The organism is Actinophytocola sp., assembly GCF_036378875.1.
In the GTDB taxonomy this organism is placed as follows: Bacteria; Actinomycetota; Actinomycetes; order Mycobacteriales; family Pseudonocardiaceae; genus Actinophytocola.
Genome location: NZ_DASUVO010000121.1, coordinates 33,551 through 52,024 on the forward strand (window position 1 = coordinate 33,551; position 18,474 = coordinate 52,024).

Here is an 18,474-nt window from a genome sequence, read left to right on the forward strand (position 1 = left end):
TGCCCAACCCCCACCCTGTCCCGGGGGCGTCCCGCCGTGCCAGTCTACCAGTGGGGGGTGACAGAACCCAGCCAGTTGATCTTGCCTGTGGACAACTTCAGACCGGCTTGGCCACCTGTGCCAGCAGCTCAGGACCGTGCGTCGCGAGCCGGCGCGCCGCGACGCCGCCCCACCACCAGAACAGCAGCGCCCCGACCGCGATCCCGACCGGCACGCCCAGCCACTCCAGCGCCGGCACGCCGAGCGAGGATCCCGCGACCACCACCGCGGCCACCGGCAACGCCGCCACGGCCAGGAGCAGGCTGATTCCCAGTTGCAGCAAGCCTTTCAGGAACCCGGAACCGCCACCCGTGGCGAACGGGCTCGCCTTCTGGTCGGGCATCGGGTACGCCGCGAACACCGACAGCACCACCACCAGACCGGACCCGCCGCCGAGCAGAGCCGGCGCCAACCCCAGCACCCACGGGTACGCGCCGGGATCCGACACGGCGGGCAGCACGATCGCGAGCAGCAACGACAACGGCCCGACGATCAGCAGCCACGCGACCTGGCGGCCACGCACGTCCATCCGCTCCGCACCGGGGACGACGAGCGTGTGCCACACGGCACTACCGTCCATTCCGTACAGGTTCCCGGCCATCAGCGCTCCGAACGCCACCAGCGCGACCCCGCCGAACGGGGACACCCCACCGTCGCCCGACAGCAATGGTCCTACCGCGACGATCGCTGCGACCACGACCGTCGACAGGAGCGCCACCCGGCGCCGCACGTCACGGGCCCACGTCCGTAACTCCTTGCCGACGATCGCACCCAGCGGGGTCCGGCTGCCGAAGGATCGCCCACGCGCCGGGGCGGTGGTGGCCGCCACACGCGTCGTGCGCCGGACCAGCAACGTGCCCCAGATCATGAGCAGCGCCACGTTCACCGCCGCCAAGCCGGCCAGGCACGCGAGCGCCACCGGCCACGACGAGGTCACCGCGACGGTTCCCCACCCGGACGGCGACCAGCGCAGGACCGCGGAAAGCACCGGCGAGTCGCCCGCGGTGAGCGCCGGCCCGAACGCACGTACCAGCGCCTGCACGACGAACCCGGACATGCTGACGGCCGCGGCCAGCAGGATGCCCAGGTCCCGACCACGCCGCGACCGCAGCACCGCGCCGAGAGCCGTCATCGTCACCCGCGACAGCAGCACGACGAACACCAGTTGCAGCGGTATCGCGACCAGCGCGACTAGCGCGTGTCCGTGCAGGAGAAGGCCACAGAACGCGATCGTGGTCACGACGGCCGGCGCTCCGACGAACGCGGCGCCCAGCAGTCCCGCCGCCAGCTGCCTCGGCGACAGCGGCAGCAACGCGAAGTGCTCCGGGCGCAGCGTCTCGTCCCCGCCGCCCGACAGCACGGGCGCGACCAGCCAGCCGAGCGTCCACATGAGATAAACGGCGGCGACGACGTCGGTGGCCACGCCCGGCCTGCCGAAGTCCGTGGCCGCGATGACCAGCGTGACCCCGGCGGCGAACAACCCGACCACGAACCCGAGCACCGTGAGGCCGGCCTGTTTGCCCCGCAACGAGTGCCGCAGCACCCGCCACCGCATCCGGATCAGGACACCGACGACGCCGCCCTGTCTCACGACGACGCCAGCCACGACAACCCCTCCCCGCCACCCGTGCGTCCGCCGACGATGTGCACGAACGCCTCCTCCAGACTCGTCGCGCCCCGCACGAGCGCCACCGGCCCTGCCGCGACCACCCGTCCCCGCGTGATCACCGCGACGTGCGTGCACAGCTGCTCGACCAGCGCCATCACATGGCTGGACAGCACGACCGCACCGCCGGAGGTCACGAAGCGCTGCAGGATCGTGCGGATCGTCGAAGCCGACACCGGGTCCACCGCTTCGAACGGCTCGTCGAGCACCAGCAGGCGCGGCGCGTGCAGGAGCGCGACGGCGAGCCCGATCTTCTTCCGCATACCGGCCGAGTAGTCGATCACCAGGCGGTGCTGGGCGTCGGCCAGTTCGAGGACGGTCAACAGCTCGTCGGCACGCTCGGTGACTGTCTGCGTGGGCAGGCCACGCAACAGACCCATGTAGGTGAGTAGCTCTCGCCCGGTGAGGCGCTCGGGCATCGACAGCCCGTCAGGCAAGACCCCGATCAGGGCCTTCGCGCGCAGCGGGTCCGCCCAGACGTCGACACCGAAGATGCTCGCGGTGCCGCCGTCCGGACGCAGCAGTCCGACCGCCATCGAGAGCGATGTCGTCTTGCCGGCGCCGTTCGGCCCGACCAGCCCGAAGAACGAGCCGGCCGGGACCTCGAGGTCGACGTGATCGACCGCGATGTTCGAGCCGAAGACCTTGTAGAGCCGGGACAGCCGAAGCGCCACCTCGTTGGTCATGCTCTTGACAGTACGCTAAAGTGATATCACTTTGCTAGATCCGTGCCTCCAAGGGGAACGTCATGGACACCGACCTCGTCATCGACACTCCGGCGATGCCGGCACCACGCGTACGGGAACGCGTCGCGTTCGGCAGCTCCGGCCTGCCGGTCCTGGGCCTCGTCGCGCTCGCCTACCTCGGGGCGATCACGCTCGTACTGGTCGGGATCCTGCGGCCCGACCCGGACGGCGATCCCCGCACGCCGGGCGTCGTGTTGCTGGTGATCGGCGCGCTGCTGCTCGTCGCCGGCGCGATCCTCAACGCCGGGCTGATCATGGTGGCGCCCGGCGAGGCACGGGTGCTGCAGTTCCTCGGCCGCTACGTCGGCACGGTGCGGACCGACGGGCTGCGGTGGGTCAACCCGTGCACCTACCGCCGCCGCGTCTCGACCAGGATCCGCAACCACGAGACCGCGGTCACGAAGGTCAACGACGCCGACGGCAACCCGATCGAGATCGCGGCCGTGGTGGTGTGGCGGATCACCGACACCGCCCGCGCGATGTTCGAGGTGGACGACTACGACGAGTTCGTGAACATCCAGGCGGAGACCGCGGTCCGGCACATCGCGACCAGCTACCCGTACGACGCGCACGGCGACGAGCACCTGTCGCTGCGGGAGAACGCGTCGGAGATCACCGAGAAGCTGTCGGCGGAGATCTCCGCCCGCGTCGAGGCGGCGGGGGTCGAGGTGATCGAGTCACGCATCACGCACCTGGCGTACGCGTCGGAGATCGCGGGTGCGATGCTGCGGCGCCAGCAGGCAGGCGCGGTGGTCGCGGCTCGGCAGCGGATCGTGGAAGGCGCGGTCGGCATGGTGCAGCTCGCGTTGCAGGAGCTCGCCGACCAGGATGTTGTCGAGCTGGACGAGGAGCGCAAGGCGACGATGGTCAGCAATCTTCTCGTGGTGTTGTGCTCGGACCGGGAAACCCAGCCCGTGGTGAACGCCGGTTCGCTCTACTGAGCCGTGTCGGAGCGCAAGAAAGTCCTGCTGCGTCTGGATCCCGCGATACACGACGCGGTGGCACGCTGGGCCGCTGACGAGCTGCGCAGCACCAACGCGCAGATCGAGTTCCTCCTGCGCCGGGCGCTGTCACAGGCGGGACGCCTACCGAACAACGCGGGCAAGCCGCCGAAACGAGGCCGGCCCCCTAAGGAAGATTCCGGAAGCGAAGTGCTTGACCCGCCCGGCACTGTGGAGGAGTGAATCCAACCGACGCACGTGCGCTGGCCGTTGCCGTCAAGGAGCTCTTCGAGTCAGCGCACCGGACACTGCGGGGGTCGGCGGAGTCAACGCTTGTCAGCCGGGTCACCGAGCACCTCGGCTGTCCGATGACCGAGATCCCGAACGTCGCACTGCACCTGCCGAGCTTCGAGCACGTGAACCTGCAGCGTGGCGTGGACGCGTACCTGGCGGAGCACACCCCGGAGGCGAGCTGGTTCGGCATCTCCGGCACCCGCCACTTCAACACCGTGATCGACATGCTGGCGGAGTCGGCCAACAGCGGCAGCCACCAGCTCGGCGCGGTCGACTACACGACGGTGGCCACCGGCCCGTCGACGTCGACCGAGGCGGTGCAGATCGGCCTGGTGTGCACGTCGGCGCCCGACGGGTCCCCGGTGGTGCTGGGCATCCAGGGCGCGCAGGACGACCACCACGAGCAGCGGTGTCACCTGCAGGTGCTGGCCGCGGACCGGGCGACAGCCGCCGTGGTCCGGGACGAGGTCGACCGCCTGACCCGCGAGCACAACATCTTCCGTGGCCAGGTGCTCTCGTTCGGTATGAGTGAGCATCACGGCAACCAGCTGCTGACCTTCCTGCCCCGCCCGGCACTGCGCGCCGACGAGGTCGTGCTGCCGGAGGGCCTGCTGACGTCCATCGAACGGCACGTGGTGCGCACCGCCGAGCAGACGGCCGTGCTGCGGAGGTACGGACAGCACCTCAAGCGGGGCCTCCTGCTGTACGGCCCACCCGGCACCGGCAAGACCCACACCGTCCGTTACCTGCTCAGCCGCCTGCCGGAGTGCACGGTGTTCGTGCTGTCCGGCATCGCGATGATCAGACACCTGCGTGCGACAACGGCACTGGCCAGGCGGCTGGCCCCGTCGGTCATCGTGGTCGAGGACGTTGACCTGATCGCGCAGCACCGGGGGATGGAGGGCAACCCGGTCCTGTTCGAGCTGCTCAACGAGATGGACGGCATCGGCTCGGAGGCGGACGTGACGTTCGTGCTCACAACCAACCGCGTCGGCGCGATGGAGGAGGCCCTGACCCAGCGCCCGGGCCGCGTCGACCTGGCGGTGGAGGTGCCGAAACCGGACACGGAGTGCCGCGAGCGCCTGCTGCGCCTGTACTCGTCGGGCACCCCGCTGGACCTGCCGTCCGCGGACACGGTGGTCGAGGCGACGGACGGTGTGACGGCGTCGTTCATCAAGGAGCTCGTGCGGCGCGCGGTCCTGCGTCATGTCGACCAGGGCGGAACACTGGACGGGGCGGTGGTCCACGACGTCCTCACGGAGCTGATGGCCGAACAGCAGACACTGACCAGGAGCATCCTCGGCGGCCGCTGACCAGGGTGGGATCACCCGCTGTTAAGCTGTGCCGGTCGTGCCCGTGTGGCATTCCGCCCTGGAGGAAACCCGCCGATTCGGCGGGGCCACTGGTTGAGACGCGTGCACGACTTCCGTGATCGACATCGAGGAGCTAGTTCCCTTATGGCAAACATCAAGTCCCAGATCAAGCGGATCAAGACGAACGAGAAGGCGCGCCTGCGCAACAAGTCCGTCAAGTCCTCGGTGAAGACCGCGATCCGCAAGTTCCGCGAGGCCGCCGAGTCGGGCGACAAGGCCAAGGCCACGGAACTTCTGCAGGAGGCGAGCCGCAAGCTCGACAAGGCGGCCAGCAAGGGCGTGATCCACGCCAACCAGGCGGCGAACAAGAAGTCCGCCATGGCGAAGCGGGCGAACCAGATCTGATCTGAGCTTCCCACGAGGGCGCGTCGGCACAGCCGACGCGCCCTCGCCGTGTTCAGGGGCCTGGGCGGTGCCCGTCAGGTCTGGCGGCGTGCTTCCGCGAGGCGTAGTACCGCGCGTTCCAGTGCGTAGTTCGCGTCCACCGCGACGCCCTTGACGTCCGCGTTGACCTCGGCCACCACCTGCATCGCGGCCACCAGGCCCGCCGGGTGCCATCCGCGTGACTGGGACAGTGCCTTGCGGACCTTCCACGTCGGCATGCCGAGCTCCGTCGACAGCCGGTACGGGTCCGCGCGTCCCGCCCCCGAGACCTTCGCCACCGTGCGGACCGCGTCCGCCAGCGCGTCGGCCACCAGGACGTGCGGTACGCCGAGCTGCATGGCCCAGCGCAGCATCTCCAGGGCCCCGGTCACGTCGCCGGTCACGGCCTTCTCCGCCACCGCGAACCCGGTCACGTCGGCCCTGCCGCGGTGGTAGCGGCGGATCGCGTCGACCGTGACCTGGCCGTTCGCGTCGGCCACCAGCTGCGCGGCCGCGGCGGCCAGTTCTCGCAGGTCGGAGCCGACCGACTCGATCAGCTCGCGCACGGCCTCCGCGTCGGAGCGCCCGCCGGCCTGGCGGATCTCGTTTCGGACGAACGACTCACGATCGGCCGGTTTGGTGATCTTGGGGCACTCGACGACCTGTGCACCGGCGGACTTCATGGCCGCCAGCAGGTCCTTGCCCGGCTTCCGCCCCCCGCCGTTGTGCAGGACGACCAGCTGAACGCTGTCCGCCGGCTCCTTCACGTAGGCGATGATCGCCGTCGCGATGTCCTTGCCGACTTCCTGCGCGCCCTCGAGCACGATCACGCGCCGCTCGGCGAACAGCGACGGGCTCACCAGCTCGGCCAGCTCCGGCCCGGTGAGATCGGTCACCTTCATGCGGGTCATGTCCGCGGACGGATCAGCGAGGCGCGCGGTGTCGATCGCGGTCCGAATCGCGCGTTCGACCAGCAGTTCTTCGTCGCCGAGCACGACCTGGAGTGCGGGCGGGGTCACGGCGGGCGCCTTCACCCCGCCATCCTCGCATCACCCTGCCGGAGAGGGTTGGCGGGCACGCCACTCGTCCGTGTCTCCCCCGGCCGTGTGCGCATATAGAGTCCCGCTACAGGCATTCTCGAATGATGGACCTCACATTGGCCGAGTGACTCGGTCGTGCCGTAACGTGTCCGACAGACAACTTCATATTGCTCATCCAGAGGGGCAGAGGGATCGGCCCGAAGAAGCCCCGGCAACCAGCGTCAGCCAGACGAATCGCGATCGCGAGCTTGGCGACGACCACGGTGCCAATTCCGACCCGCACGCGGGACAGATGAGGAGATACCTCGCGATGACGATCACCGCCCACGCCAGCACCACCACGTTCGACCTCGGGCCCGCGCGCGCCCTGAGCTGTCGGGAGTGCGGTCACCAGATTCCTCTCGCAGCAGAGTTCGCCTGTGCGGAGTGTTTCGGCCCGCTCGAGGTCTCCTACGAGTTCGGGGACGTCACCCGAGCCGAGATCGAGGCGGGTCCCAAGTCCATCTGGCGCTACCGCAACCTCCTGCCCGTGCCATCCGATGTGGACACCCATCCGAACACCGAGCCCGGCCTCACCCGGCTCGTGAAGGCCGACCGGCTGGCCGCCGCACTCGGCGTGAAGTCCCTGTGGGTCAAGGACGACACCGGTAACCCGACGCACTCCTTCAAGGACCGCGTGGTCGGCGTCGCACTCGCCGCCGCACGCCAACTGGGTTTCCGCGTGCTCGCCTGCCCCTCCACCGGCAACCTGGCGAACGCGGTCGCTGCCGCCGCCGCACGGGCCGGCTGGGAGTCGGTCGTGCTGATCCCGTCGTCGCTGGAGCGGGCGAAGATCCTCACGACCGCCGTGTACGACGGCGCGCTGATCTCCGTCGACGGCAACTACGACGACGTGAACCGCCTCGCCACCGAGTTGGCCGCGGAGCACGAGGACTGGGCGTTCGTGAACGTCAACGTCCGGCCGTACTACGCCGAGGGTTCGAAGACACTCGGCTTCGAGGTCGCCGAGCAGCTGGGCTGGCGCCTGCCCGACCAGGTGGTCGTTCCGGTCGCCTCCGGCTCGCAACTCACCAAAGTGGACAAAGGCTTCCGTGAGCTCACCGAACTCGGCCTGGTGGAGGGCAAGCCCTACCGCGTGTTCGGCGCGCAGGCAACGGGCTGCTCCCCGGTCGCGACCGCGTACAAGGAAGGCCACGACGTGGTGACGCCGGTGAAGCCGGACACCATCGCCCGTTCGCTCGCCATCGGCGCCCCGGCCGACGGCCCGTACGTGCTCGACGTGGTCCGCCGCACCAACGGCGCGGTGGAGGACGTGACCGACGAGGAAGTCGTCGACGGCATCCGGTTGCTGGCCAGGACGGAAGGCATCTTCGCCGAGACCGCCGGCGGCGTCACCGTCGCCACGGCGAAGAAGCTCATCGAGTCCGGCCAACTGGACCCAGACGCCGAAACAGTCCTCCTCATCACCGGCGACGGCCTCAAGACCCTCGATGCCGTGCAGGACAAGGTAGGCCCGCGCGCAACAGTGCCCCCGTCGGCCGCCGCGGTACGCGCCGCACTGGCCGACTGACAACGCGTTTCCGCCGTTGGGGTCGGATCAGGCAGACCTGACCTGACCCCAACGCGGCACAACGCCACACCACCGCAGCACCACGTCACCGCAGCCTCACGGCTACCAACACGTGACAGCCACCGCCACGGCCTCCGCCGCACGCCATGGTCGCTGCCGCATGTCATTGTCGCCGCAGCACGGCTGCTGTGCGCCACAGTCACCCACGTCACGGTCGACCCGTCGCCGCGGCAGCGCCGCGGAAGCCGCCGCACACCGCGACTGCAGAAGCCTGCATGCACTTGCCCGCAGCCCCACGGACGACGCCGCACGACGTGCCCACAGCGCCACAGAAGCCGCCACTCAACGCGACTGCCGCACCACGGTGGCCGCTACGTCACTGTGGCGGTCGCCGCACGTCGCTGTGGCGGTCGCCGCCCGTCACGGTGGGCGCTGCCGTCACGGTGGGCGCTGCACGTCACGGTGGCCGGCGGGCCGGCCCGCGCGTCACCGCCCGTGGTCCGGTCCGAGTCGCGACGATCGCCGTGTCTCCGCCGGTATCGGTGCGCAACACCAGAGTCCCGAGCCGAGCGAGCATCCGAAGCGTGACCGGACTCGGGTGGCCGTACCGGTTTCCCGATCCGACGCTCACCAACGCGATCCGCGGCCGCACTGCAGCGAACAACTCCGGCGACGTGTACCGCGAACCGTGATGCGGCACCTTGAACACATCGGCGCTGAGGTCCACCTGTGCGTCCAGCAACTGCGCCTGCGCGGCCAACTCCACGTCTCCACTCAGCAACACACGGCCCGCCGGCGTCGCCGCCCGCAACACCAACGACGCGTTGTTGATCTCCGTTCCGTCCGACTCGGCGGCCGGCATCACCTCCTTCTCGTCCGGCGCCAACACGTCGATCACCAGTCCTGACCACGCCAACCGCTGCCCCGCGGTCAGCTGCACCACCGGCACCCCAGCGTCCTGTGCGTTTCTTCGCACCTCCTTCCACGCCCAGCGCGGCTCCCGCGCCCGGCTCACTCCGACCGCGCCGACCGCCCGGTCGGCCAGCACCGCCGCCAACCCACCGATGTGATCGGCATGTAAGTGGCTCAGCACCACCAACGGCACCCGAGACACGTCCAGCCGGTCGAGGCATGCCGCCAATGGCCCGAATTCCGGCCCGGTGTCCACGACGACCGCCCGCCCTGCCTCCCCGGTGGCGAGCACAAGGGCATCGCCTTGTCCCACGTCACACGCGACCACCGCCCAGCCCGCCGGCGGCCATCCAGGCGCGATCACCCGCACCGGGATCACCACGACCAGCAACCCGGTCAGCACCACGGCGACAAGCACTCGCAGCCGCCGCCTGCGCAGCGCCGCCACCAGCACTATCGCGCACCCGGCGAGCAGGAGCCCGCCAAGCCAGCCACCGGGCCACGAGATCACCGCGCCCGGCACGTCAGCCGCGTGCCTGGCAACGACGATCAGCCAGTCCACCTCTGGCCCGGCCAGCCTGACGAGCAACTCGGCAAGCCACGGCGCCATCGGCGCGACCACCGCGGCCAGCACCCCGAGCACAGTCGCCGGCGCGACCACAGGTGCCGCGAGCAGGTTCGCGACGACCGCGACCACGCTCACCTCACCGGCGAACCCAGCCACGACCGGGGCGGTGACGAGGTGTGCGGCGGCCGGCACGGCCAGCGCCTCCGCCAACCCACGCGGCACGCCCCCGGCGGCGAGCCGCTCCGCCCACCGAGGCGCGATCAGCACGAGCGCTCCGGTCGCCAGCACCGACAACGCGAACCCGATGCTGACCGCCATCGCGGAATCCCAGAGCACCAGCACGATCACGGCGACGCCGAGTGCAGGAAGCGCCGCACGTTGGCGTCCGAGCGCGAGAGCGAGCAACCCGACCGCGCCCATCACACCGGCCCGTAGCACGCTCGGCTCAGGCCCGGCAAGCACCACGAACCCGACCAGCGCCACCATCGCTCCGGCCGCCGCTGTCCTCGGCCCGCACCGCAGTGTCCGCAGCAGCAACAGCACAGCGACACACACCACGGCCAGATTCGTGCCGCTCACCGCGAGCAGGTGAGTCAGCCCGGCCGCGCGGAACTCGTCGACGACCTGGGATGGCACATCGTCGGTGTCACCGACGACCAACGCGGGCACCAATCCGCGTGGCTCCGGATCCAGCACCTGGGCCGCATCCCGCAAGCCGGACCGCAGCGTCTGCGCGACGCGCTGCCACACCGCCGCCTCGCTCACCTCGTCCGGGGGCCCGCGGACCCGCAGCACGGCGACAGTGAGCTGCCCCGGTTCGGCTGGCACGATGACCGCCCTCGCCGTCACGCGCTGGCCGGGCAGAAGCGTCCGCCAGCGGTCGGTCGGCGCCATCACCGCAACAGCTCCAGTCGACCGCACAGGCCGACCGGCTACCTCCGCCATGACCACTCGCGCCGGCAACACGACCACACGAACACCGCTTTGTTGCCCACCGAACCCGGCGGCGAACACGGGCCTCGCCCGTTCGGTTATCTCGAGCCGAAACGTCCCGACCGAGTCGGCGGTGGCAAGCGCCCGAAGTGGATCGTCGGCCGCATCCCGCAGTCGCATAGTGACGACCACCGTGACCAACAGACCACACAGGACCAACGACCACGCGACACCGAGCCGCCACCATCTGTCGACCGCTGAACGTCCTCGCGCCCGGGCCAGCACGACGAGCCCCGCCACTGCTCCGGCGAGACCACCGACCGCGCACCACCACCAACCAAGCAGCAGGCCGGCCATCGTCGCGAACCACACGACGAGCGCGGCGGGCATCAGCCGCCAGTCAGTTCGGCTACCGAGATCCAGGCCGAACGCCCTGATCACGACCGCACCCCGCCACGAAACCCAGTGGCGGCGAACCGAAAGGGGAGCTTCCCTGGCCGAGCCGCGATCATCGCGCCACCACCATGTCCCGGAGCTTCGCGAACCGGCTCGGACCGATCCCGTCGATCTCCCGCAGCTGCTCCACACTGTCGAACTGGCCGTGCTCGGTGCGCCAGTCCAGAATGCGTTGCGCCGTCACAGGACCAACACCTGGCAACGTGTCCAGCTCGGCCAACGTCGCCATGTTCAGGTCGACCTTGTCCGAGGACGCGGAACCTGGTGCCCCCGAAACCGGCTCGCCGCCGGCCGGAGCAGGAACACCGACATAGATCTGCTCGCCGTCAGCCAGTCGGCGGGCCAGGTTGAGCGCATTGAGGTCCGCGCCCGGGACCGGGCCGCCCACCTCGCGCAACGCGTCGGCCACCCGCGCACCTTCGGGAAGCGTCACCAAGCCGGGTCTGGCGACCAGCCCCACCACACTCACCACAATGGACGATTCGGCCGAGACGGACTGCGTCGCGGCGGCCACCGGCAACAGCGGGGGTGCTTCATGTTCGACGCCACCACTGGAAATGGACACACCGATCGCCACCAGCACGGCGAGTACAAGCCCACCGACCAGCGCCACGGTAGACCGGCGACGACCACCGGTGGACGCCTCCGGTGTCCAATCGGCCATCAACCGACCAGCCCGGCCACGCCGCCACCACGGCTCTCGTGGCGGCGGTTCCGGTGGTTCTGCCGAGACGTCCACCCACTGCTGGTCAGCGAGTAGTTCGGTCCGCTGCTGCTCCTGTTCTGGACGTGTCTCGTTCATCAGTCGGTTGAGGCGGTCACGTGTTTCGTCTGCCCCGCGGTCGCGGCGCGAGATGGTTTCGATCACGAGTTCGACGATAGGGGCTGGAGGGGGAGGGCGGGGGAGCCGACGGCTTGTCTGTGGACAACTCGGTGGGCTGTGGACAACTGCCCCCGGGGAGCGGCTTCGGGCCGCGTAAATGTCGGTGTGGTGTGCGAAGCTGGCCGGCTACCCGTTCGCGGGACAGACGACGACACCGAGCATGCCGGGTCCGGTGTGCGCGCCGATCGCGCCACCGAGCTCCGACACCACACAGCCGGAAGACGGCGAGATGCGCTCGTCCAACCTGGTCGCGAGCTCGACGGCCCGTTCATGGGCGGCAAGATGGTGCACAGCCAGCTCCACCTCGTCGGCACCCGTGTCGATAGCGGCCTGCTCAGCCAGGTCGACGAGGCGGGCCAGTGCCCTGTTGGTCGTGCGTACCTTCTCCAGCGGCACGATGTGGCCGTCCTTCACATACAGGACCGGCTTGACCGCAAGGGCGGTACCCAGGAACGCCGCCGCCGAGCCGATCCGGCCGCCCCTCCGCAGGTACTCCAGCGTCTCGACCATGAAGAACGTGGTGGTCCGCGCGGCCGCGGCCACCGCGGCCTCTTCGACATCGGCACAGCCCGCACCGCTGGCCGCTGCCGTCGCCGCCCGCAGCACCGAGAACCCCAGTCCCATCATCGCGGTGCGCGAGTCGACGACCTTCACGCGGTCGGCGCCGACCTCCAGTGCGGCCAGCCTGGCCGACTCCCAGGTCCCGGAAAGCTCACGGGACAGGTGCACGGAAACGATGCCGTCCATGCCGTCGTCGAGTAGCCGCCGGTAGATCTGGGCGAACTCTTCTGGATTGGGCCGCGACGTGGTGACCCTCCGGCGCCCGCTCAACGCCGCGGCCACCTCCGCGGGTCCGATGTCGACACCATCCAGACCGGAACATTCGTCGATCAGCACATGCAGTGGTACGACGTGCACCGCGTGCCGGCTGGCGAAGCCATCCGGCAGGTACGCGCTGGAATCGGTGACCACGGCGACCGCCACGGACGGGAGCCTACGGGGTCGGTGACAAAAATGAACGTCAGCGCCGGCCGAGCAGCGCGCCGGCCTCGTCGGCGAGGGCCTTGCCCACCAGTTCGTGCGCCTCCCAGCCCCAGTGCATGCCGTCCGGGTTGCCGCGTCCAGCGCGCACATGGTCACCGACGAGCGCGGCCAGGTCCAGCAGCGGCACTCCCACCCGGTCTCCCCAGGCGCGGATCGCGGCGGCTCCGACGGCCCGGCCAGTGTGGACATAGCCGTAGGAGCTGGCCTGGTGCACCGGCGGCAACACCCCTACCGCCGGCAGATCCGGCCGGAGTACGCGGATCGAAGCGAGGATCCGGTCCAGGTAATGGACAGTCAGGGCGGGCGGCAACGCGACGGGACGACCTCTTGTCGCCTTCGCCAGCCAGGGCTGCGCGGCGAGGTAGCGGTCCCGCACCCAACGCCGCAGCGGGTCCGGCCGCAGGTAACGCAGCCCTTCCCGCAGGTAGGTCGGCAAGGGCGAGGGCAGAGTGTCCATGCTGCCGACCGCAAGCACGAGCACATCGGCTTTGGGCAGCTGGGTCCACAATCTGGGGTCGCTGGTCAGCGCCCAGAACGCGTCACGCGCGGTCCAGCCGGACCTCGCGAACAGCTCGGCGCGCCCACCCAGCGCAGCCGCCGCACGGTTGGGCCACAGCCGCTCGTCGTCCGAGGGGCGTGGCCCGTTCGGGCCTTGGAAGCTCAGTGAATCCCCGAACACCAGCAGGGTCGTCATGCTGGTCAGCCGGTGATCCCCGCGTTGTAGGCGATCAGCCGCCAGGCCAGGCCGCTCGATGCCCGCCGAGCGAGCACCACCCAGTGGCAGTTGCCGATGCCGCCGAGCTTCGACCACGCGGCGATCGGCAGCTCGAGCAGATGCCCGGTCAACGCCGTGATCAACCCGCCGTGCGCACACAGGATCGCGGTGTCCTCAGTGGACTCGTCGAGCTCGGCCACGACCTCGGACGCACGTGCGGCGACCTCGACCCGCGCCTCGCCGCCCGGCGGTGTCCAGGCCGCGTCCGTCTGCCACACCTGCCGCGCACCGGGCCACTGCTCGTCCACCTGCTGGCCGGTCATGCCCTGCCACAGACCGAGGTGCGTCTCACGCAAGCGCTTGTCGAACCGTAGCGGCACGCCGGTCGTCTCGGTGAAGATCAGCGCCGTGTCCGTGGCGCGCTTGAGGTCGGACGCGACCACCACATCGGGCGAGAACCGAGCGAGCGCGGGTACCGCGAACCTGGCCTGGTTGCGCCCGACGTCGGTGAGCACGGAGTCCAGCTGGCCCTGCATCCGGCTGGCGGCGTTGTAGTCGGTCTCGCCGTGGCGCCACAGGACGAGCCGGCGGAGCGTCACGTCGTCCCACCGTTCGACTCGTCCATCCCGGCATCGGGGTCGAAATCGATGCGCGGACAGTCCTTCCAGAGGCGCTCGAGACCGTAGAACGCGCGCTCCTCGGCGTGTTGGACATGCACCACCACGTCGACGAAGTCGAGGAGGACCCACCGGCCCTCCCGCGCACCTTCCCGGCGCACCGGCTTGGTGCCGGCGTCACGCATCTTCTCCTCGACGTTGTCGACGATGGCGCCGACCTGCCGCTCGTTCGGCGCGGAGGCGATCACGAAGCAGTCGGTGATGACCAGCTGGTCGGAGACGTCGAGCACGATCACGTCGCTGGCCTTCTTGTCGGCTGCCGCATTGGCTGCGACCAGCGCCAACTCCCGTGCGTCGTGCGTTGCGGCCACGTCACTCCTTGTCGTGTGTCCTGGGTTGTTCAACCCTGGGAGAATACCTGTGCCGTTGCGGTTCGGGTCACGCGTTATAGAGGTCCCGTTTCGATATGTACTGGACCACGCCGTCGGGAACCAGGTACCACACCGGCAGACCGGACGCGACCCGCTCCCGGCACGCTGTTGAGGATATCGCCATCGCCGGCACATCGATGAGGCTCACCGAACCAGTCGGTAAATGTCCGTCGTCCAGCCGGTAGCCGGGTCTGGTGACGCCGACGAAGTGTGCCAGCGAGAACAGCTCCTCGGCCTCCCGCCATGACACGATCTGCTCGAGCGCGTCGGCCCCAGTGATGAAGAACAGCTCGGCCCCGGGATAGGCGTTGCGCAGGTCGCGGAGCGTGTCGATGGTGTAGGTGGTGCCGCCGCGCTCGATGTCCACCCTGCTCACCGAGAAGCGGGGGTTGGACGCGGTGGCGATCACGGTCATGAGATAGCGGTCCTCCGCGGCGCTGACCTTGCGGTCGCTCTTCTGCCAGGGATGACCGGTCGGCACGAAGATCACCTCATCGAGGTGGAACCGCGCCTGAACCTCACTGGCGGCGACCAGATGCCCGTGGTGCACGGGATCGAACGTGCCACCCATGATCCCGATCCGACGACCTGTCATAGCTGGTCAGCGTACGTGCACGAGATCGGGAGCGCGTATGTCGCCCACCACTTTCCCGAGCGAAAGTCCCATTCGCTCGGCCTTCTCCTGGCCCCCTCCCCCGCGATGCGCCATCGTGGACCCCGTGGACGAGCAAGCACTTCGAAACTCAGCAGAAACCCGGCTCCGCGCCCTCGCGGGCGACGGCGCGTCACTGCGCGACGACCAGTGGACCGCCATCAAGGCGCTGGTCATCGAACGCAGGCGTGCTCTGGTCGTGCAGCGCACCGGGTGGGGCAAGTCGGCCGTGTACTTCCTCGCCACCGCACTGTTAAGGGAGTTGGGCAGTGGTCCGACGGTGATCGTCTCGCCGTTGCTGGCGTTGATGCGCAACCAGATCGACGCCGCGGCACGCGCCGGCGTGCACGCGGCGACCATCAACTCGGCGAACCTCGACCAGTGGCACCAGGTCCAACAGGATGTGCTCTCCGGCCGCACCGACGTGCTGCTGGTCAGCCCGGAACGGCTCAACAACCCGGACTTCCGCGAGTCCGTGCTACCTGAACTGACCGCGTCGGCCGGCATGCTCGTCGTCGACGAGGCGCATTGCATCTCCGACTGGGGTCACGACTTCCGGCCGGACTACCGCAGGCTCCGCACACTGCTGACCGAGCTTCCGGACGGCGTGCCGGTGCTGGCGACGACGGCGACGGCCAACGACCGCGTGGTCCGAGACGTCGCGGACCAGCTCGATCTCGGCAAGCAGGACACTCTTGTGCTGCGGGGCGAGCTCGACCGGGAAAGCCTTCATCTCGGTGTGCTGGATCTGCCGACACCGCAGGCCAGGATGGGTTGGCTCGCGGAACATCTTGGCGATCTGCCGGGGTCGGGCATCATCTACACGCTCACCGTGGCCGCGACGTACGAGACGGCGTCCTTCCTGCGGGACAACGGGTTCGAGGTCGCCGCGTACTCGGGTCGAACGGAACCGGCCGAGCGGGAGCAGATCGAGCAGGACCTGTTGGCCAACCGGATCAAGGCGGTCGTGGCGACGTCCGCACTGGGCATGGGTTTCGACAAACCCGACCTCGGGTTCGTGATCCATCTCGGCTCCCCCGCCTCACCAATCGCGTACTACCAGCAGATCGGCCGCGCGGGTCGTGGGGTGGACCGTGCCGAGGTGTTGTTGCTGCCGGGTGTCGAGGACAGAGCCATCTGGAAGTACTTCGCCTCGCTGGCCTTCCCGCCGGAACCGCTTGTACGCCAAGTGGTCGACGCGTTGGCGAACGCCGATCGACCACTGTCCACAATGGCCCTTGAACCGAGGTGCAACCTGTCGCGGTCGCGGCTGGAGATGGTGCTCAAGGTCCTGGACGTGGATGGCGCGGTGCAGCGGGTGAAGGGTGGCTGGCTCGCGACGGGCGCCGCGTGGCAGTACGACGCGGAGCGGTATCGAGGCATCGCCGAGGCACGGCAGGCCGAGCAACAGACCATGCTCGACTACCAGTCGATGGGCGGGTGCCGGATGGAGTACCTACTTCGTCAACTGGACGACCCTCACGCGGCACCGTGCGGCAGGTGCGACAACTGCGCCGGTCCCAAGTGGAGCACCGATGTGTCGCTGGACCGGGTGGCCAAGGCTGGCGAGCGGTTACGTCGCCCCGGCGTCGAGGTCGAGCCGCGTCGTCAGTGGCCGAGCGGAATGGCGGTGCTGGACGTGCCGCTTTCCGGTCGAATCGGCGCGGACGTGGCCGCCGCACCGGGTAGAGCGCTAGGACGACTCACGGACGTCGGGTGGGGCAATCGTTTGCGCGAACTGTTCTCGCCGGGGGCTGAGAACGCGGACGGTCCGGTGCCGGATGACATGGTCAGCGCCTGCGTGCAGGTGTTGGCGTCGTGGGAGTGGGAGGAACGCCCAGTCGGAGTGGTGACGATCGGCTCACGAAGCCGACCGAAGCTGGTCTCCAGTTTGGGTGAACGTCTCGCCTCGATCGGCAGACTGGCTCTACTCGGCGAGATCGGCACCGAACCGTCGGGAGAGCCTCGTGCCAACAGCGCGTTACGTCTCGCGCAGGTGTGGCAGAAGCTCACGGTCGACGCCGAGCTGGCCGAGCGACTGTTCACGGTGACTGGGCCGGTTCTACTGGTCGACGACCGGGTGGACACGGGCTGGACGATGACGGTCGCAGCGAAGCTCCTGCGGGAAACCGGTGTACCCGCGGTGCTGCCATTCGCTCTGGCCACAACAACGTGATCGGCGCCTGACAACGGTCATGGCTTGGCAGAAAGGAGATCAGCACGAGACCGAAGTACGCGGCGATCACCGCAGACCGCCTCCAGAACGCGACTCGAGCACTGTCTGAGGGGTGACAACCCCGTCCCGGAGTCGACGCGTCCTCCGGAAGGGCAGTGCGCGGCGGAGACGGGCAGCGACAGGACTGGGCACCCTGCGCGGTTCGTCCAGGCAAGCCGGCTCGTGCGTGTCAAGCGCCCGGCGGGTGCGCTTGACACGCACGTCCGACAGCCGATTCCAACGCGTCCGAGGCGCGACGGAGGCGGCGGTGTCCGGGCCGGCGACTTTCCTACCGGCCCGGACACCGACCGAGGGAGCGTCCAGGGTGAGGTGAGGATGCGGCTCCGCACGCAGTGGGCACCCCAGTTAGCTGGACGCACGAGTCGCACGACGAGACCGGAACGCTCGCCAACACACCCACCACCGCTTCCCGACCCGAAAGCATCGCCATCCTCACCAACAGACCAGGCCGGATCCCGACCCGAGCCGACCCGAGCCGACCCGAGCCGACCCGAGCCGGACCGAGCCGACCCGAGCCGGACCGAGCCGGACCGAGCCGGACCGAGCCGGACCGAGCCGGGCGGGGCCGGGCGGGGCGGGCCGGGCGGGGCCGGGGTCGGCCAGGCCGACTGGGCCCTGGGTGGCCAGGTGGGCATGGCAGCCGAACACGCGGTGGGCAGCCAACCGGGCAGCTCGGCAGGCAGGCCGGGTCAGCCGGGCCGGCAGGCGGGCTGGGGGTCAGCCAGACGGATCGGCCGGCAAGCTGGGTCGGCCAGGCCGGAAGGGCGGTCATGCCGGACCAGGCCATGCCGGACCAGGCCATGCCGGACCAGGCAGGCCAGGTCAGGCCGGGACGGAGGGGAGGTCAGGCTGAGCAGGTCAGGCTGAGCAGGTCAGGCCGGGCCAGGCGGGCCGAGCCAGGCCGAGTCAGCCAGCCCGGGAGGGTGGAGGCTGAGCAGGTCGGACCAGACTGGGCTGGCCAGACCGCGCGGACAAGGCCAGATCGGCGGGCTGAG

16 protein-coding genes and 1 riboswitch are annotated in these 18,474 nt (G+C 69.6%); of the genes, 6 read left to right on the top strand and 10 right to left on the bottom strand.

Annotated elements, in window-relative coordinates; all coding sequences use genetic code 11:
- Window positions 1–97: 97 nt before the first annotated feature.
- Window positions 98–1,645: a hypothetical protein gene (locus tag VF106_RS35220; protein ID WP_330844268.1), complete on the bottom strand. Its 1,548-nt coding sequence runs from the start codon at window positions 1,643–1,645 to the stop codon at window positions 98–100.
- Entirely contained in the window at window positions 1,627–2,391 is a 765-nt protein-coding gene (locus tag VF106_RS35225; RefSeq protein WP_330844269.1) for an ABC transporter ATP-binding protein, read from the bottom strand. The genes VF106_RS35220 and VF106_RS35225 overlap by 19 nt, the downstream gene beginning before the upstream one ends.
- A 62-nt stretch (window positions 2,392–2,453) precedes the next feature.
- On the opposite strand from VF106_RS35225, the gene VF106_RS35230 reads away from it, so the two are divergent.
- The 4 genes from VF106_RS35230 (at window position 2,454) to rpsT (ending at window position 5,404) form a co-directional block, all read left to right on the top strand.
- On the top strand, window positions 2,454–3,392 hold the full coding sequence (locus VF106_RS35230) for an SPFH domain-containing protein (protein WP_330844270.1): 939 nt from the start codon (window positions 2,454–2,456) through the stop codon (window positions 3,390–3,392).
- Window positions 3,393–3,395: 3 nt separating this feature from the next.
- Entirely contained in the window at window positions 3,396–3,635 is a 240-nt protein-coding gene (locus VF106_RS35235) for a type II toxin-antitoxin system antitoxin (RefSeq protein ID WP_330844271.1), read from the top strand.
- Window positions 3,632–4,999 (top strand): AAA family ATPase, encoded by a 1,368-nt coding sequence (locus tag VF106_RS35240; protein ID WP_330844272.1) that lies wholly within the window; start codon window positions 3,632–3,634, stop codon window positions 4,997–4,999. Before VF106_RS35235 ends, VF106_RS35240 begins: the two co-directional genes overlap by 4 nt.
- A gap of 144 nt (window positions 5,000–5,143) precedes the next feature.
- Window positions 5,144–5,404, top strand: coding sequence for a 30S ribosomal protein S20 (gene rpsT, locus VF106_RS35245; RefSeq protein ID WP_330844273.1), 261 nt, complete (start codon window positions 5,144–5,146; stop codon window positions 5,402–5,404).
- A gap of 74 nt (window positions 5,405–5,478) precedes the next feature.
- Here the strand turns inward: rpsT and holA are convergent, their stop codons facing one another.
- On the bottom strand, window positions 5,479–6,456 hold the full coding sequence (holA, locus tag VF106_RS35250; protein WP_330844274.1) for a DNA polymerase III subunit delta: 978 nt from the start codon (window positions 6,454–6,456) through the stop codon (window positions 5,479–5,481).
- A 174-nt stretch (window positions 6,457–6,630) separates the two neighbouring features.
- A riboswitch (SAM riboswitch) is annotated at window positions 6,631–6,761 on the top strand.
- Between the two features lie 11 nt (window positions 6,762–6,772).
- On the opposite strand from holA, the gene thrC reads away from it, so the two are divergent.
- A complete protein-coding gene (gene thrC / locus VF106_RS35255; protein WP_330844275.1) occupies window positions 6,773–8,032 on the top strand; it encodes a threonine synthase in 1,260 nt (419 codons plus the stop codon).
- Window positions 8,033–8,489: 457 nt separating this feature from the next.
- Here the strand turns inward: thrC and VF106_RS35260 are convergent, their stop codons facing one another.
- From VF106_RS35260 to nadD, 7 genes are all read right to left on the bottom strand, one after another.
- Entirely contained in the window at window positions 8,490–10,835 is a 2,346-nt protein-coding gene (locus VF106_RS35260; RefSeq protein WP_330844283.1) for a DNA internalization-related competence protein ComEC/Rec2, read from the bottom strand.
- Between the two features lie 118 nt (window positions 10,836–10,953).
- Complete coding sequence (locus tag VF106_RS35265) at window positions 10,954–11,769, bottom strand: ComEA family DNA-binding protein (RefSeq protein WP_330844276.1); 816 nt, start codon at window positions 11,767–11,769, stop codon at window positions 10,954–10,956.
- Window positions 11,770–11,910: 141 nt separating this feature from the next.
- Window positions 11,911–12,768: a DegV family protein gene (locus tag VF106_RS35270; RefSeq protein ID WP_330844277.1), complete on the bottom strand. Its 858-nt coding sequence runs from the start codon at window positions 12,766–12,768 to the stop codon at window positions 11,911–11,913.
- A gap of 37 nt (window positions 12,769–12,805) precedes the next feature.
- The gene (gene octT / locus VF106_RS35275; protein WP_330844278.1) at window positions 12,806–13,522 is read right to left on the bottom strand and encodes a diglucosylglycerate octanoyltransferase; all 717 of its coding nucleotides are present in this window, start codon (window positions 13,520–13,522) and stop codon (window positions 12,806–12,808) included.
- Window positions 13,523–13,527: 5 nt separating this feature from the next.
- The gene (locus VF106_RS35280; RefSeq protein ID WP_330844279.1) at window positions 13,528–14,142 is read right to left on the bottom strand and encodes a histidine phosphatase family protein; all 615 of its coding nucleotides are present in this window, start codon (window positions 14,140–14,142) and stop codon (window positions 13,528–13,530) included.
- Window positions 14,139–14,531 carry a ribosome silencing factor gene (gene rsfS, locus VF106_RS35285; RefSeq protein ID WP_330844280.1) on the bottom strand — a complete coding sequence of 131 codons (393 nt, stop codon included), beginning with the start codon at window positions 14,529–14,531 and terminating at the stop codon, window positions 14,139–14,141. Before rsfS ends, VF106_RS35280 begins: the two co-directional genes overlap by 4 nt.
- 67 nt (window positions 14,532–14,598) lie before the next feature.
- Window positions 14,599–15,186, bottom strand: a complete 588-nt coding sequence (gene nadD / locus VF106_RS35290) for a nicotinate-nucleotide adenylyltransferase (RefSeq protein ID WP_330844281.1) — start codon at window positions 15,184–15,186, stop codon at window positions 14,599–14,601.
- A 124-nt stretch (window positions 15,187–15,310) separates the two neighbouring features.
- Here nadD and VF106_RS35295 point away from each other — a divergent pair, with 124 nt between their 5' ends.
- Window positions 15,311–17,419, top strand: a complete 2,109-nt coding sequence (locus VF106_RS35295; protein WP_330844282.1) for a RecQ family ATP-dependent DNA helicase — start codon at window positions 15,311–15,313, stop codon at window positions 17,417–17,419.
- Window positions 17,420–18,474 lie beyond the last annotated feature (1,055 nt).